This is a genomic window from Bradyrhizobium sp. S69 (assembly GCF_009766005.1).
Classification (GTDB): Bacteria; Pseudomonadota; Alphaproteobacteria; order Rhizobiales; family Xanthobacteraceae; genus Bradyrhizobium.
Genome location: NZ_LMUK01000038.1, coordinates 483,381 through 497,893, shown reverse-complemented (window position 1 = coordinate 497,893; position 14,513 = coordinate 483,381). Strand labels below are relative to the sequence as shown.

Sequence of the window (14,513 nt, the reverse complement as noted above, 5' to 3'; positions counted from 1 at the left end):
CGCTATCGCGCCGCGGCTCTCGATTTAGTTGCCTTGTTAGTTGCCTTGGATTTATTTGACTTAATTGATACGCGCCCTTTCCGGGGAGAGGCGGCGCGCGGCAGGCCGAAAGCAAAGCGGATTCGATCGAGCAGCCACCGCATTTCCGGCTGCTTTGCGATCGGCGCCAGAGCGAGCATGCTGCACGTCATGGGCTCAACGTCGATCGGAAGCTCGAACGCCGTCAGCGGCGCGCCAGCACTCAGCCGCAACGCGAGGCGTTCGGGCAGAACGCCGACAAGGTCGGTGGTTTCGACGATCCATGGCAGCGCAAGAAAACTCGGCGTCGAGAGCACGACCCGGCGTTGATGCCCGGCCGAGGCGAGAGCTTCATCGATACCGCCGCGCACCTCGCCACCGGCCGACACCAGGACTTGCGGGGTCGCGACGAAATCCTTCAGCGTCATCTTTCCCCTCCGCAAGCCGGGATGATCGCGCCGCGCAACGCCGACAAACCTGTCGGAGAACAGCAATGTGCGTGTCACACGCTCGGCTGCAATGCCGTGGAAACCGCCCAGCGCACAATCCAGCGTGCCGCGATCGAGCGCCTCGATGACATCCGCGGGCGGCATGCTGACGCATCGCAAATCCACGCCGGGCGCTTCCGCGCGCAGGATCGCGATCAGGGGAGCGACGAGGACGGTCATCGCGTAATCATGGGCGGCGATCTTGAAAATGCGCTGCAGCGTGGCCGGATCGAAGGCGGCCACGGGGCTGAGAAAGTCCCGGATTTGCGCCAGCGCGTCGGCGATCGGCTGCGCCAGTTCGCGGCCGCGCGGCGTGGGTTCGATGCCGCGCGGATTGCGGACGAAAAGTGGATCGTTGAACAACTCGCGGAGCCGCCCAAGCGCATGGCTGGTGGCCGACTGCGACAGGCATAACCGCTTTGCGGCACGGCCGACATGGCGGTCGGCAAACAGCGCCTCGAACACCACCAGCAAATTGAGATCGGCCCGCGCTAAATCGATTTGGTGCATCGACATGCTGCAAACATATCATTGGATCGATCGAAAACAACAGCGTTAGGTGAGGCATGATCCATGACGTCATCATCGCCGGGGCTGGCCCGGTCGGCCTGTTGCTGGCCTGCGAACTGCGCCTTGCCGGCGTTTCCGTGCTGGTGTTGGAGCGCGCCGAGAACGCGCGCTCGCCGTTAAAAAGACTGCCGTTCGGCATGCGCGGCCTGACCGTACCCACGATCGAAGCGTTTGACCGGCGCGGACTGCTGGACGGCCTTGTGGCGCCCCCGCGCGAGGCGAAGCCTGCGGCTCAAGGGGTGCAGCCGCGGCGGCAGGCCGGACACTTCGCCGGAATCCCCTTCGAGGACGACAAGATCGACAGGTCGAAATGGGCGTATCGGCTGCCGGGCCCGGCCGACCGCAACATGGCAGCCGAAATGCAACGGGTCGAGACCGTGCTGGCCGATCGCGCGCAAGCCATCGGCGTCGAGATCAGGCGCGGCGTCGATGTTGAAGGCTACGCCCAATCCGCCGACGGGGTAACGGTCCACGCGGGCGATCGCAGCTTTGAGGGTCGCTGGCTGGTCGGCTGTGACGGCGGCCGCAGCATTGTGCGAAAGGCAGGCGGCTTCTCGTTCATCGGGACCGATCCGGAGTTTACCGGCTATTCCGTTCAGGTCGATGTTGCCGACCCGGAAAAGCTCAGGCACGGCCGGCACCTGACGCCAACCGGCATGTATTTTCAGACCCAGCCCGGCCATTTCGGCCTGTTGGAGTTCGACGGCGGCGCGGCGCATCGAACCGGGCCGATCACGCTCGAGCATATCCAAGCGGTACTGCGGCGCGTCTCGCAAACCGACGTGACCCTGACCGCGCTGCATGTCGGCACAGACTGGACCGATCGCGCGCAGCAGGCGACGACCTATCGCAAAGGCCGCGTGCTGCTCGCCGGGGACGCTGCCCATATTCATTCGCCGCTGGGCGGGCAAGGGCTTAATCTTGGACTAGGCGATGCCATGAACCTTGGATGGAAGCTCGCCGCGACCGTCCGGGGGCAAGCGCCCGACGGATTGCTCGACAGCTATTTCGCCGAGCGGCATCCGATCGGCGCACAGGTTCTCGATTGGTCGCGGGCGCAAGTCTCGATCATGCGGCCAGGCCACCACGCGCGCGCCATGGAAGCGATTGTGCGCGACCTCGTCGGCACCCGCGATGGCGCCACCTATTTTGCCGAACGGGTGTGGAATGTTTCTATGCGTTACGATCTCGGCGACGCTCACGCGCTGGTCGGTCGCAGCGTCCCTGATTTCGAACTGACTGACGGCACCAGGCTCGCCGCTCTGCTGCGCGACGGCACCGGCCTTCTGATCGACTTCGACAGCCGCGCGCCGCTCCGGGCGGTTGCAAGCCGCTTTGGCGATCAGGTCAGATATGTCGCGGCTGACGCGAGGGAACGGCTGGGCCTGACCGCCGTGCTGGTCCGCCCTGACGGCGTCGTCGCATGGGCCTGTGAGGGCGATCCGGACCTTGCGGAAGCCGCGAAAGCAGCCTCGCGCTGGTTTTTGCGAGAACGCGATGTCGGTGAAGCCATCGGTTGAAATGAAGAGGACCGCAACTCCGCGGCGCGCGGACGATTGCGATCCTCTGTTTCAGTTCAGTAGTCAGATCAGCCGCAGACCTCGACCCGCCTGATGCGCCAGCCATAAGGAGTTTGCACGCGACGCCGCACGAGGTAGCAGCCGCCTTCGTCGGCGTAATAGCCATCGGAATACGGGGCGCCGTAGCCGCCGTAATAGCCATAGGGGCCGTATGGACCGTAGAGCCCGTAGCCCAATCCCACGCCCAGTCCGAACCCTCCGATACCGTAGCCAAAGCCGCGACCATAGCCGCCGTGGAAACCGCCGTAACCGCCGCGGAAACCGCCGCCGCCGAAGTGACCTCCGCCGCCGCCGAAATGACCGCCGCCGCCAAAGCCACCGCCGCGGGCCGAAGCCGCGTCCGGCGCCAACAGGCCGATCGAGGCTATCGCCGCCAACGCGAGAAGAGTCTTACGCAACATCATCGTCCCTCCGAGAACATCGACGAGCCCCCGCGACATCACGCTTCAAGCCTCGTCGTCGGCCAGATATAGGGGTTTCCGCGCCTGTTGACGGAAAATTCTGCTCAATTTTGCGCGAGTTTCGTTCATCTTGAGGGACAGACGCGGCCGGCTCTCGGCCGGAACGATTTCGTTTCACCCGCATTGGCGTCAGCCGTGCGGGCGGACGCAACGCAGAACCGCAGAGCCTCAGCAGACGTGACCTTGGCAGAATTGGCGCGAGCAGACATGGCGCGGAAATTGATCGCTTTCGACGAGGACACAATCGGCAAGCTGACCCAGTTGGGGCGCGACCGCATGGCAACCCTGCAGGAGCTGGCCGACGAAGCGTTCGCCGACCTGTTGCGAAAGCACGGCATTCCCATCGACCTGAAAGATGCGCTACGCAAAAGCGCTGCGGGTCCGAACGTGCTATCAGACAATGCGCTATCAGGCTTGGCGAAATCCCGCGGCGCCAAAAAGCGAGACAGGAAAGCAACGCCATGAGCACCGACCCCGATCCGTTCGAAGAAGGCCAGCGCGCCGCGCGGGAAAACATTCCACCCGGCGGCAACCCATACCAGGACGGCAGCCAGGAGCACGCGCTGTGGGCCGCCGGTCACGAGGAAGCCGCCGGCGAGGCCGAGGCGGACGAAGCCGAGGGCGGCTAAAGCCCTGTTCCGACAAAATCGGAACGGGACTCTAGCATTTTATTTTGACGCGTTTTCTTCACGCGAACCGGTGCCCACTTCGCTCGAAAACGCTGTAGCCGCCGCCGCGGCTCAGCCGATCTTCTTCAAGCCTTTGTTGAAGCGCGGGCCATTGCGCTGATAGGATTTCGCAGCGCCTCCCATCTTGGTGACCTGTTCGGGATCGAGGGTGCGGATCACCCGCGCAGGCGCGCCGATAATCAACGAGTTCTCGGGAAACTGCTTGCCCTCGGTAATGACCGAGCCCGCGCCGACGACACTGCCGCGGCCGATTCTGGCGCCGTTCATTACGGTCGAACCCATCCCGACCAACGCGCCGTCCTCGATGGTGCAGCCGTGCAGGATGACGTTGTGACCGACCGTGCAGTTCTTTCCGATCGTCAGCGGAAAGCCCATGTCGGTGTGGCAGGTCGAATTGTCCTGCACGTTGGAGCCTTCGCCGATCTCGATCCACTCATTGTCGCCGCGCAGCACCGCGCCGAACCACACGCTGGCACCGCTGAGCAGGCGGATCTTGCCGATCAAGGTCGCGCTATCGGCGACAAAGTAATTTCCATCCGCCGGGAATTCGGGCCCCTGCCCGTCAAGTTGGTAAATCGCCATGCTCGATTTATCTCCTGCATCTCCTGTGCGTGGAGACCTTGGCATATCAGTCAGAGCGTGGGAACCGGTGCGCGCCAGGAAAGCGCGCTGAAACAAAACCAGCGCTTCAGGCCAACAGCCCGGCGGCGCGCAGCGTCATCAGGAAGAAGGTGCCGGACATCATGCTCCAGAAGCCCGCCAGCACGGTCGCCATCATCACGAATTCGAAGCGGCGGCGTTCGATCCGGGCGCCGCGCAGCGTATTGCGCATGATGATGAAGGGAGCGGCAAACACCAGGAACGGCACCGCGGCGAAGGTGCTGGGAACTGCGCCCTCCTGTAACAGGGCAAATCCCGCGGGGCGTCGCAGCATCGCCTGATATCCGCTGGCGAGCGCGCCGGCCAACGCAAAGCCGATGCACAGGGAAAACAGCGAATTCAACGCATCAGGCGACATCGGACTTATCCCACACCACAACACCACGCGTCCTGCTTCGCAAAATCCAACGCCGTCCGCCACACTATCCTTAAGAAAAGGTTAACGCCGCCGGCTGGAACCGCGCCGCGCACATGGCTCGCGCCGGACCGATTCACGAACGCGATGCGAAAATCGGCATGTCCTGTGACATATTCGAAAATGATTCGGCTCCGGCTCGGGGCGCGCGCACCCATAACAATGCTTTCGGTCATGACCACACTCTCCACAGCCCAGACGATCGCACGCGGCTCGCGCCGGCATCGCCGCCGCCTGATCGCGCCGATTGCGCTGGCGAGCGCTGCTGCTATCGGCGCAATTGCGCTGGTCGCCTATCTGCTGTGGCCGACCTGGGGAACGGACGCGGCGAGCGATCCGGCGCGTTTGCCGCTGAGCGTCGGCGGCACGCTGTTCAATGTGCCGCCGATGGCGATCCGCATGAAGATCCAGCGCCACACCGGGCCGCAGGAGCGCGTCGACCTCAATTTCGAGTTCCCCTCGCTCGCGGTTCCGGAAGGGCCAAAGCACGTCAGCGCGGATACCGTGGAGGACGCCGCGATGCAGCCGATCAGTCGGATTTTCCTGTCGATCTCAGCGCATCATGATGCGATGGCGCCGGAGGTGCGCGTCACCACCATCTACCCGCGCTACCTCGATCAGGCCACGACGTCGCCGCAGGACGGACTGACGATGCAGGCGTTTCGCGCCGGTACGCCCTACAGCAATGAAGACCGGTTTTTCGCCGACACCCCTCACCTCGACGCACGCTGCACCCGCGACGGCGCAACGCCCGGGATGTGTCTTAGCGAACGCCGCATCGGCGGTGCGGATCTGACGTTTCGCTTTCCGCGGAACTGGCTCGCGCAGTGGCGCGACGTTGCCGATGCGATGGATCATCTCGCGGTGCAACTGCACGGGCCAAAGGGAAGCTAGCGCGGTTTCGAGCCAACGGGTCGCGCGAATGCGCGCCCGATGACAGGCTCCGTGGGTACCGGTTCGCGTGAAGAAAACGCGTCAAAACGAAAGACGAGAGCCCCGTTCCGATTCCATCGGAACGGAAAAGGCTCCAGGGCCGCGAGCACCGAGTCCGACACTCGTGGCTTCCCCGGGATGAGCTTGGCTCAGCCCTGATCGACCAGATCGTCTTCGAGGATCGCCATCTGGAACTGGAACGAGCGATCGTCGTCTTCATCGTCGACGAACAGCACGCCGATGAATTCCTCGCCGATATAGACCTCGGCGGAATCGTCCTTTTTCGGCCGCGGCACCACGCGAATCTTTTGATTGCTGAACACGCGCTTGAGATAAGCGTCGAGCTTCCTGACTTCCTGAACGTCCACGGCAGTCTCCAATACGATTAAAAGGTTTGACGGGTTTTAGGACGGAGCGAAAAGAACCGCCAGCCGTATCCTTGGGTGTCGTACACGCGATACAGGCGGCCTGAAAGTTAGGCAATCCGGAAATCGAGCAAGCTTTCGAAAAATCAAAGCCCGATGGCGTTGAGCATCTGATCCATGGTGCGGGACGGCTCGGCGCATCCGGCCTCACCGACGATCTTGGCAGGAACACCGGCGACCGTCACGTTGTGCGGCACCGGCTTGACCACCACCGAGCCCGCGGCGATGCGGGCGCAATGGCCGACCTCGATATTGCCGAGAATTTTCGCGCCCGCGCCGATCAGCACGCCATGGCGAATCTTGGGATGACGGTCCTCGTTCTCCTTGCCGGTGCCGCCAAGGGTGACGCCGTGCAGGATCGAGACATCGTCTTCGATCACGGCGGTTTCGCCGCAGACAAATCCGGTGGCGTGATCGAGGAAGATGCCGCGGCCGATCTTGGCGGCCGGATTGATGTCAGTCTGGAATACCGCCGAGGAACGGCTTTGCAGGTAACTCGCGAAATCCTTGCGGCCCTTCAGATGAAGCCAGTGCGCCAGACGATGGGTCTGGATCGCATGGAAGCCCTTGAAGTAAAGCAAGGGATCGATGAAGCGCGAGGTCGCGGGATCGCGGTCGTACACCGCGACGAGGTCGGCGCGGAAGGCGTTGCCGAGATCGGGATCGTCGCGCAGCGCTTCGTCGAAGGTCTGCCGGATCAGATCGCCGGACAGCGCCGAATGATCGAGACGCTCGCTGATGCGATGCACCACCGAATCTTCCAGCCGCTCGTGATGCAGCACGGTCGAGTAGATAAAGGAAGCAAGCTCAGGCTCGCGCCGAACGATATCTTCCGCCTCCTGCCGCACGCGTTCCCAGATCGGGTCCAGCGCCGCCATTTTGGAGTTCTGCGGATTGATCTGATGGATGGCCATGGGCTGCTCTCGCAAGGTTGGGCTGCTCTCGTTTCGCAAATTCGACCCGTTCCGTCGGCTAGTATAGCACGGTGAACGCACCGCTGTCTCAGGGTACGGGCCGCCGAAAAGCATGGTTATCCGGACTTCAAACGGACGCTAAAACATTGAACTGACGGGGTTTCTCACCCGTTAAGCCCAAGCCGATCACACCAGCCGCCCGCCGCCTTCGGTTTCCCCTGCCACGTCGAATGGAGGTGGTTGGCAATCCCAGGAAATCAAGGCGTACACCATCCGACGATTGGCCGACTTTCGTTTTCGGTCCGATCCGGCCACGGTCCATCGCAGCCATCGATAGTTTTCCGGGACCTGCGATCCCCTGCGCCGATTCATTTCCGCTGTGCGAGAAACTCCAGCACGCCGGTCTTGTAGACCTTGTCGCCGACCGCCCGCATGTGGTCGCGGTTGGGAATGTCGAGCACTTTCGAGCCCGCGATGATCTTGCCCAGTGCTGCCGCCGAGCCCGCGATTTCGTCCGTGGTGCCGACCGCGATCAGGACCGGCACCTTGATGTCGGCGGCTTCGTCCGCGGTCATCAGCCGGCGCGAGCCGCGCAGGCAGGCCGCCAGCGCCCGGCGGTCGCTGCGGGTCTGGTCGGCGAAGGCGCGAAACGTCCGCCCCACCGGATCGGTGACATCCTCCAGCGCGCCGGCTTCCAGCGCCAGCGCGACGTTTTCCCCGGGACCGCCGCCCTCGATCAATCCCATCCCGATGCCGCCGAGGATCGCGGAGCGCAACCGCTGCGGCACGTGGTGCGCGAGCCAGGCCGTCATCCGCCCACCCAGCGAATAGCCCATGACGTCGGCGCGGGCGATATCGAGGTGATCCATCAGCGCGGTGACATCGCCGGCCATGGTGCCGATATGATATTGTTCGGAATCATACAGCTTTGCGGAATCGCCATGGCCGCGATTGTCGAGCGCGATGACGCGGCGGCCGTGCTTCTTCAGTTCGGAAACCCAGGTCGGATAGACCCAGTTGACGTTCTTGCTGGATGCAAAGCCGTGCACCAGCAGGATCGGATCGCCCTCGCCTTCATCGAGATAGGCAATCTGGACATCGCCGTTGTGAAAGCTCGGCATCGATCATTCCATATTTTTGGTGAGTGGGATTCCGGCGGAAACAGGCTGCGCGCTGTCGCTTATGTCAGCGCCGGTTGCGAAGCAGCCGCCATCTGCTGTCGCAGCCGCCGTCTCTTCTTGCGATCGAGCCAGGACTGCGTCATGCGTTCGGTGGTGGCCTTGATCGACGCCAGGAAGCCAAACAACGCCAGCAGCGCACCGAACACCCACAGCGTCAGGTCGAACGCGCCGGCCGCCAGCAGCAGCGCGCCACGGCCGAGCATCTTCAGGATCGCGCGGGTCTGCCCGCCCTTGGATTCGGCGAGCCGCGCCGCGCGCGCCACATCCTGTGGACCTTCGGCGAGCTTCAGCGTATCGAGCGCGCCGCGTGCGCCGGCCTTCTCGCCGACGCGACCGACATCCTTGGCCAGCCGCACCAGCCCGGTGGCCTGTTCGGGGCGGAACGCGGCCTTGATTGCCCGCACGCTCTCGCCCGGCCGCAGCACCGAGGCGGTTTCGACCGCGTTCTCCAGCATCGGCGTATCGACGAGGTCGCGCGCCGAGCGGCCGGCCCACAGCGTCAGCCCTTCGCCGAGCCGCCCGACTTTGCGGGCGTCCTTGACCAGCGTAAGGCCGGCCCGCACCGGGGCTGCGCCGCCGACCGAAACATAGGTTGCCGCCGTTACCGCAAGACCGGCCGCCGCCAGGCCGAGCACCAACCGATCGGTATCCTCGCCCATCGCGAGGTGTTTTCCTTCGCGCACCACGTCGCGGATGTCGCCGAACACGAAAAGGTCGCCGGCAACCGTGCCCGACATGCTCGCGACATCGTCGGCGTTTCCGGTGACGAGACCGCTGGCAAAGCCCTTTGCAAAATGCGAGGTCGAGCCTGCTTCCGCGACCGCGTCGCCGACCCGCCTGGACAATTCGTCGGTGACGGGAATATTTTTCGCGGTGGCAAGGTCGATAAAACTATTGGCGAGATCGGCGTCGTTGGCAGCGAGCGCCGCCTCGATATTTTCCGCGACCGCCGATGGCGAGACGGCCGATTGCGAGACCGCCGATGGATGGTTTCGCAGAGCAGAATTTAGCTGCGCGTCCGACAACGCCGCCGGGTCGTCCTGCGCCGCCAGGATGGCGCCGGCGTCACGCGCGCGCGGCCAGGCGACGGCGGATGCGACCGCACATACCGCCAATCCCGTCAACGCCCAATCGAGCCGCGATCGTTCCATCCTGAAAAGCCCCGAATCTTTCCCGTCCCAATTTTACCCGTCCCAAGGCATAGCAAAAAGATAGTGTGCCTCTTTTGCGACACAACGGCCCCGACGAAAGAAGGGCTTCTCTGGGACGACAAGATTGTGTCGAATTTGCATGAGCAAATGAGCGGTCGGGGCCTAGGAATCAAACGAACCCGTCAGTATGGTGCGCGGCATTTTCAATCCTGCCGCAAGTCATTGCTGCCAGTCGTCGATTGCATCTGCCTCCATTGCCATCCGGGGTGAATATTATGTCCGACCATGTCGTTCCGCACTTTCACAATGACGCCGGCGTTTCGGTAATCGAAATCGGATCGCAGGAGTTCATGTGCGTCGGCGCCAATCCGCCGTTCGATCACCCCCATGTCTTCCTCGATCTCGGCAACGACAACGAGATCATCTGCCCATATTGCTCGACGCTGTATCGTTATGCCGCCGACCTCGCCGCCGGCGAAGCGCGGCCGCCGGAATGCGTGCTGAAAGACAAGGTCGCCTGATCGGCCACGGGTGGCCGCGTCGCGCACGATTTTCGTCGCCGGTGCCGGAATCGGGGGCTTGACCGCAGCGCTGGCGCTGGCGGCCAAAGGATTTCGCGTCGTCGTTCTCGAGAAGGCCGCGCGGCTCGAAGAAGCCGGCGCCGGCCTGCAATTGTCGCCCAATGCAAGCCGCGTGCTGGTCGATCTCGGCCTGAAACCTCGCCTCGCCGCCCGCGCCGTGATCCCCGAGGCCGTCAGCATCATGAGCGCCCGGCTGGGCCGTGAAATTGCCCGGTTGCCGCTCGGCGAAGAGGCCTCGAGCCGCGCCGGCGCGCCGTATTGGGTGGTTCATCGCGCCGACCTGCAAGCAGCACTGGTTGCCCAGATCAACGACAATCCCGACATCGAATTGCGGCTCGGATGCCAATTCGAGGATCTCGCCCCCCATGCCAGGGGACTGACGGTGGTTGGGCGCAGCGGCACCATGCGGCAGCCGGAAGTGGCGCTGGCGCTGGTCGGCGCCGACGGCATCTGGTCGACGGTGCGCCATCATTTGTTTCCGCAGGCACAGCCGCAATTTTCCGGGCTGATCGCCTGGCGCGGCACGCTGGAGGCGACGCAACTGCCGCGCGAACATGCCGCGCGCCGGGTCCAGCTCTGGATGGGACCGAACGCGCATCTCGTCGCCTATCCGATCTCCGGCGGGCGGCAGATCAACGTCGTCGCCGTGGTGCCGGGAACCTGGAACAGGCCCGGCTGGAGCGCGCCGGGCGAAGTCAGCGAGATCAAGACGACTTTCGCGTCCTCGCCATGGCCGAGCGCGGCGCGGATGCTGATCGGCGCGGTCGACGAATGGCGGAAATGGGCGTTGTTCACGATGCCAAGCGGCGGCGAATGGACCGATGGCACGGTCGCGTTGCTGGGCGACGCCGCGCACGCGATGCTGCCATTCGCGGCGCAAGGCGCCGGCATGGCGATCGAGGACGCGGCTGTTCTGGCAAACTGCCTCGCCGAAACCCAGAACGAGCGCGGGCCCACGATCGCGGTCGCGATGCAACGCTATGCGCGGCTGCGCCGGCCGCGGGTGAGCCGCGTGCAGCGCGCCGCGCGACAGCAAGGGCGGATTTATCACCTCGCGGGCCCGGCGGCCTATGCGCGTGACCTCGCGATCCGGGCGCTGGGCGCCAAGCGCATGCTGGCGCGACAGGACTGGATCTACGACTGGCGCGCGTGAGACCCAAGGCTTAAAAAAAAGAGGCTTGTAAGAAAAAGGCTTGTAAGAAAACGGCTTGCGCAAACGCCCGCGCCGACATCGACGGCAGGCCATCATCGCTCGAAGCAATCAGTAGACCGCGCCGCCGGATTTCATCGATGAATGCCCGCCTTTGCCGTGCTCGGGAGGTGTCGGGGCGGCGGTGGCCGACGCGGCACCGGGCGTCGGCGGCGAGTCGTGGCAATTGTTGCGTTGCCAGGCTTTGTTGGCCAATTTTTCCTGGCCGCGAAAGGCGATGTAGTCGTTGCGATACGCGAGTTCGGCGACCACCGGACCGGCGACGCCAGTCTGGGCCTTTGCCATCAGCCGCTCCAGATCCTCGATTCGGGTCTTGAGGCTCTTGCGTTCGGCCTCCAGCAGCTTGCAGTCGTAATAGTCGTATTTGGCCGGATCGGCAAAGGCGAGCGTCATGTTATCGCCCATCTCGCTGACGCTGCTGGCGCAGCCGCCAAGCCCAAGGGCAAGCGTCAGCCCGAGCATCCATGGCACGACTGCGGCAGCGCGCGGTAACATCAGGCGTTGGGCAATCGAAGCAATCATGTGACCTTGGTAAACCGACAATCCTACGGTTGCGTAAAGCAGGGCCTCATGTCCGCATTGAGGCTTTGCCTTAGCGAACGCGCTCGATTAAGGAAGGGCAGCGTTTTCCGCCCGACCCTAGCCCATTTCCTCCGGGGCGGGAAACGCGCTAAGTCTCTGATCTCGTGGCCAAAGCGGACGTGGCGGAACTGGTAGACGCAAGGGACTTAAAATCCCTCGATGGCAACGTCGTGTGGGTTCGACTCCCACCGCCCGCACCAGGCCTGGCAAGCATAAGGCGGTAGCCATGCCCGATGACAACGACCTTTTCGACGAAGACGGCCAGGAAGCCCGTGATGAATTCGAGCGGCTCACGCAGTCGCTGACCCAGCACGTTCTCAAGTTTGCCGAGGACGAAGACATTTCCGATGAGATGCTCTCGCCGCTGCTGCTTCGGATTGCAACGTCCTCGCGCATGGTTGGCTACGTCGGCTCGACCGCCAAGCCCTCGGCCGCCGGACTCAAACTCGATCTCGACCGGTTTCGCCGCCTCATCGACGACCTCATTCGCGAGGCAAAAAAGGACGCCGAAGGATTCATCGCACGCGCCAAGGCGTCGATCGCGGCAGCAGAACTGGATGAGGATGGGGATTGAATCGGGCACGCTTTGCACCGTAAGGTACGACGGCTCAAAACTTGTTTGATCAAGCCGTGACAATCCTTTTCGGCCGCGCCGGTCGCGGCATCGTCGAACGGCTTCTCAAACGTAACGCCATCCCGCAAAACCCACCCGGACAAATCAAATCGAACACCGCTTCCGACATTCGCCAATCGTTAACCTCGCCGCCGGATGTAGCAACCGCAAGCTGTATTTCTTACTCTCTTCGCACTATGCATCGGCCGTTTCGATGCGAAGGGTGGCACATGCTTCAGGATGGCGAATACGCGGCGTGGTATAAGACTCCGCGGGGCGAAGGTACCGGCATCGTCCACCTCGCAAACGGCAAAATATCCGGTGGCGACTGCGGGCTGAGTTATTCAGGCTGGTACAGGGTCGAGGAAGACCGCTTTACCGCCGTGCTGACCACCAGGCGGCACACCGCTGGACAGCCCTCCCTGTTCGGTATCGACGAGGTGGAATTGCAGCTTGCCGGCAAATCGACGGGCGCGACGGCCAGTTGCACCGGGACCGCGACGCAGGCGCCGGAACTGCCTTTTCAGGCAACACTGATCCGCGTTCAGACCTCGCAAGCTCCATCAATCGCGCCCGCGCAGAAGTCGGGATCCGCCGGCGTGCTGGTCGATCTGCAGCGACACGGCGTTTCGCAGGCAACCATCAAGTCGCGGTTATAAATTCCGAGAACGGCACCCTGATGCCGACGGCGTTACGCCGGAGCCCGCGACCGCGGCTGTTCATCACGCTTGCGCGTCTTGCGCGACATTTCCATGCCTTTCTGCTTGTTTCCCCCAGCCAAAGTTGCTGAATAACAGCCTGCGTAAAATCTGCTCCTCCGCCCGCAACCTTTGCCGCAGCAACGGGTTTGCATGGGATAAATTCCATGTCGCAATTCGAAAAACTCACGCTTGGGCCCGGCCTGACCTTCGACGCGCTTGCCGCGGGCGAAGCGGGGGCGCCGCTGGTGCTGCTGCTGCACGGTTTCGCGGAATCATTGAACTGCTGGCGCGCGCAACTGGCGGCGCTCGCGGCCAAGGGCTATCGCGCCGTTGCACCGAGCCAGCGCGGCTATTCGCCGGGCGCCCGGCCCGATGTCGGCGTATCAGCGAATTATCATATCGACCATCTGATGGACGACGCGATGGCGATCGCCGGCGCCTGCGGCTATGGCGACCAGCGATTTCATCTGATCGGACATGACTGGGGCGGCAGCATCGCCTGGGCCCTGGCCGATCGCGCGCCGCAACGGCTGGCGTCGCTGACGATCCTGTCGCGGCCGCATCCCAACGCCTTCAATCGCGCGCTGCAAATGCCCGACGGCGATCAGGCGCAACGGTCGCGTCATCATAAGGCGTTCCTGGAATCCGATGCGGCGGATGTCGTGCTCGCCGACAACGCCAAATGGCTGCGCGAGCGCTGGGCCGCGAACGGCGTTCCGGATGCTGCGATCGAGCGGCATCTTGCCGTGCTCGGTAACAAGCCCGCGATGGAAGCAGCCCTTGCCTGGTATCGCGCCCGCGGCGCGATCCGCGCCCCGATCGGCCCGATCCGGGTGCCGACGCTCTTTATCTGGGGCGATGCCGACGACACCGTGGGGCGCGCCGCGGCCGAGGGAACCGAGGATTTCGTCGCCGCCCCCTATCGCTTCGAGGTGCTGCCCGGGGTCGGCCATTTCGCCGCCGATCAGGCGCCCGATCGGGTCAGCGAATTGTTGCTCCAGCACATCGCGAGCTATCCGATCTGACGAGGGATATCGGCGTCAACGCCCGGAACTTCACGCGCTGCAAAATGTTGTCCTGCAGCAAATGGAGTAAGACGCTATGGCCCAGACCAACATCGCGGCTGAAACTCATTCGGATCAGGGCGTAACCGCGCGCCAGACGCCCAAAGATTTGCGTTCGTCGGCGCGGCCGTCGCCGCGGAGCCGCCCGCCGGTCGCAAATGACGGGCTGGAAACCGTGCGCAGCAACGACTGCTGACGCTGAATACAAAAACGCGACGGAAGATCAACCTCCGTCGCGTCTACGCAGTTGATGCGAGCCTATTCGGTTCTGATTGCA

Annotated in this window: 20 protein-coding genes and 1 tRNA gene; 11 read left to right on the top strand and 10 right to left on the bottom strand. The window is 63.6% G+C overall.

The window, feature by feature from the left end:
• Positions 1–2 precede the first annotated feature (2 nt).
• Positions 3–1,022, bottom strand: a complete 1,020-nt coding sequence (locus GSQ88_RS17175) for a LysR family transcriptional regulator (protein WP_159008892.1) — start codon at positions 1,020–1,022, stop codon at positions 3–5.
• A 50-nt stretch (positions 1,023–1,072) separates the two neighbouring features.
• Here GSQ88_RS17175 and GSQ88_RS17170 point away from each other — a divergent pair, with 50 nt between their 5' ends.
• On the top strand, positions 1,073–2,596 hold the full coding sequence (locus GSQ88_RS17170; protein ID WP_159008891.1) for an FAD-dependent monooxygenase: 1,524 nt from the start codon (positions 1,073–1,075) through the stop codon (positions 2,594–2,596).
• A 68-nt stretch (positions 2,597–2,664) separates the two neighbouring features.
• On the opposite strand, the gene GSQ88_RS17165 is transcribed toward GSQ88_RS17170, so the two are convergent.
• Positions 2,665–3,057, bottom strand: coding sequence for a hypothetical protein (locus tag GSQ88_RS17165; RefSeq protein ID WP_159008961.1), 393 nt, complete (start codon positions 3,055–3,057; stop codon positions 2,665–2,667).
• Between the two features lie 267 nt (positions 3,058–3,324).
• Between GSQ88_RS17165 and GSQ88_RS17160 the strand changes: the two genes are divergently transcribed.
• Positions 3,325–3,582, top strand: a complete 258-nt coding sequence (locus GSQ88_RS17160; RefSeq protein ID WP_174248040.1) for a hypothetical protein — start codon at positions 3,325–3,327, stop codon at positions 3,580–3,582.
• On the top strand, positions 3,579–3,746 hold the full coding sequence (locus GSQ88_RS35000) for a hypothetical protein (RefSeq protein ID WP_174248032.1): 168 nt from the start codon (positions 3,579–3,581) through the stop codon (positions 3,744–3,746). Before GSQ88_RS17160 ends, GSQ88_RS35000 begins: the two co-directional genes overlap by 4 nt.
• Positions 3,747–3,857: 111 nt before the next feature.
• Here GSQ88_RS35000 and GSQ88_RS17155 read toward each other — a convergent pair whose 3' ends face one another.
• From GSQ88_RS17155 to GSQ88_RS17145, 3 genes are all read right to left on the bottom strand, one after another.
• Positions 3,858–4,388, bottom strand: a complete 531-nt coding sequence (locus GSQ88_RS17155; protein ID WP_159008889.1) for a gamma carbonic anhydrase family protein — start codon at positions 4,386–4,388, stop codon at positions 3,858–3,860.
• A 106-nt stretch (positions 4,389–4,494) separates the two neighbouring features.
• Complete coding sequence (locus GSQ88_RS17150) at positions 4,495–4,824, bottom strand: DUF6949 family protein (RefSeq protein ID WP_159008888.1); 330 nt, start codon at positions 4,822–4,824, stop codon at positions 4,495–4,497.
• A 5-nt stretch (positions 4,825–4,829) separates the two neighbouring features.
• Positions 4,830–5,057, bottom strand: coding sequence for a hypothetical protein (locus GSQ88_RS17145; protein ID WP_159008887.1), 228 nt, complete (start codon positions 5,055–5,057; stop codon positions 4,830–4,832).
• Between GSQ88_RS17145 and GSQ88_RS17140 the strand changes: the two genes are divergently transcribed.
• Entirely contained in the window at positions 5,056–5,775 is a 720-nt protein-coding gene (locus tag GSQ88_RS17140; protein WP_246784831.1) for a hypothetical protein, read from the top strand. The two genes, GSQ88_RS17145 and GSQ88_RS17140, sit on opposite strands and share 2 nt — an antisense overlap.
• Positions 5,776–5,963: 188 nt before the next feature.
• Here the strand turns inward: GSQ88_RS17140 and GSQ88_RS17130 are convergent, their stop codons facing one another.
• From GSQ88_RS17130 to GSQ88_RS17115, 4 genes are all read right to left on the bottom strand, one after another.
• Positions 5,964–6,182, bottom strand: a complete 219-nt coding sequence (locus tag GSQ88_RS17130; RefSeq protein ID WP_159008885.1) for a DUF3126 family protein — start codon at positions 6,180–6,182, stop codon at positions 5,964–5,966.
• A 143-nt stretch (positions 6,183–6,325) separates the two neighbouring features.
• Positions 6,326–7,153: a serine O-acetyltransferase gene (cysE, locus tag GSQ88_RS17125; protein WP_159008884.1), complete on the bottom strand. Its 828-nt coding sequence runs from the start codon at positions 7,151–7,153 to the stop codon at positions 6,326–6,328.
• A gap of 368 nt (positions 7,154–7,521) precedes the next feature.
• Complete coding sequence (locus GSQ88_RS17120; RefSeq protein WP_159008883.1) at positions 7,522–8,274, bottom strand: alpha/beta fold hydrolase; 753 nt, start codon at positions 8,272–8,274, stop codon at positions 7,522–7,524.
• 59 nt (positions 8,275–8,333) lie between these two features.
• Complete coding sequence (locus GSQ88_RS17115) at positions 8,334–9,485, bottom strand: hypothetical protein (RefSeq protein ID WP_159008882.1); 1,152 nt, start codon at positions 9,483–9,485, stop codon at positions 8,334–8,336.
• Positions 9,486–9,760: 275 nt separating this feature from the next.
• Between GSQ88_RS17115 and GSQ88_RS17110 the strand changes: the two genes are divergently transcribed.
• Both GSQ88_RS17110 and GSQ88_RS17105 read left to right on the top strand, forming a co-directional pair.
• Complete coding sequence (locus GSQ88_RS17110; RefSeq protein ID WP_159008881.1) at positions 9,761–10,006, top strand: zinc-finger domain-containing protein; 246 nt, start codon at positions 9,761–9,763, stop codon at positions 10,004–10,006.
• Between the two features lie 10 nt (positions 10,007–10,016).
• Entirely contained in the window at positions 10,017–11,219 is a 1,203-nt protein-coding gene (locus tag GSQ88_RS17105; protein WP_159008880.1) for an FAD-dependent monooxygenase, read from the top strand.
• A gap of 108 nt (positions 11,220–11,327) precedes the next feature.
• Here GSQ88_RS17105 and GSQ88_RS17100 read toward each other — a convergent pair whose 3' ends face one another.
• Positions 11,328–11,798 carry a twin-arginine translocation pathway signal gene (locus tag GSQ88_RS17100; protein ID WP_159008879.1) on the bottom strand — a complete coding sequence of 157 codons (471 nt, stop codon included), beginning with the start codon at positions 11,796–11,798 and terminating at the stop codon, positions 11,328–11,330.
• A gap of 173 nt (positions 11,799–11,971) precedes the next feature.
• Between GSQ88_RS17100 and GSQ88_RS17095 the strand changes: the two genes are divergently transcribed.
• From GSQ88_RS17095 to GSQ88_RS35275, 5 genes are all read left to right on the top strand, one after another.
• Positions 11,972–12,058: transfer RNA gene (locus GSQ88_RS17095), tRNA-Leu, on the top strand.
• On the top strand, positions 12,031–12,432 hold the full coding sequence (locus tag GSQ88_RS17090; RefSeq protein ID WP_210253836.1) for a hypothetical protein: 402 nt from the start codon (positions 12,031–12,033) through the stop codon (positions 12,430–12,432). The genes GSQ88_RS17095 and GSQ88_RS17090 overlap by 28 nt, the downstream gene beginning before the upstream one ends.
• A 41-nt stretch (positions 12,433–12,473) precedes the next feature.
• Entirely contained in the window at positions 12,474–13,130 is a 657-nt protein-coding gene (locus tag GSQ88_RS17085; RefSeq protein WP_246784830.1) for a GrlR family regulatory protein, read from the top strand.
• A gap of 206 nt (positions 13,131–13,336) precedes the next feature.
• A complete protein-coding gene (locus tag GSQ88_RS17080) occupies positions 13,337–14,197 on the top strand; it encodes an alpha/beta fold hydrolase (RefSeq protein WP_159008877.1) in 861 nt (286 codons plus the stop codon).
• Positions 14,198–14,273: 76 nt separating this feature from the next.
• Positions 14,274–14,432, top strand: coding sequence for a hypothetical protein (locus GSQ88_RS35275; RefSeq protein WP_210253835.1), 159 nt, complete (start codon positions 14,274–14,276; stop codon positions 14,430–14,432).
• Positions 14,433–14,513: the final 81 nt, after the last annotated feature.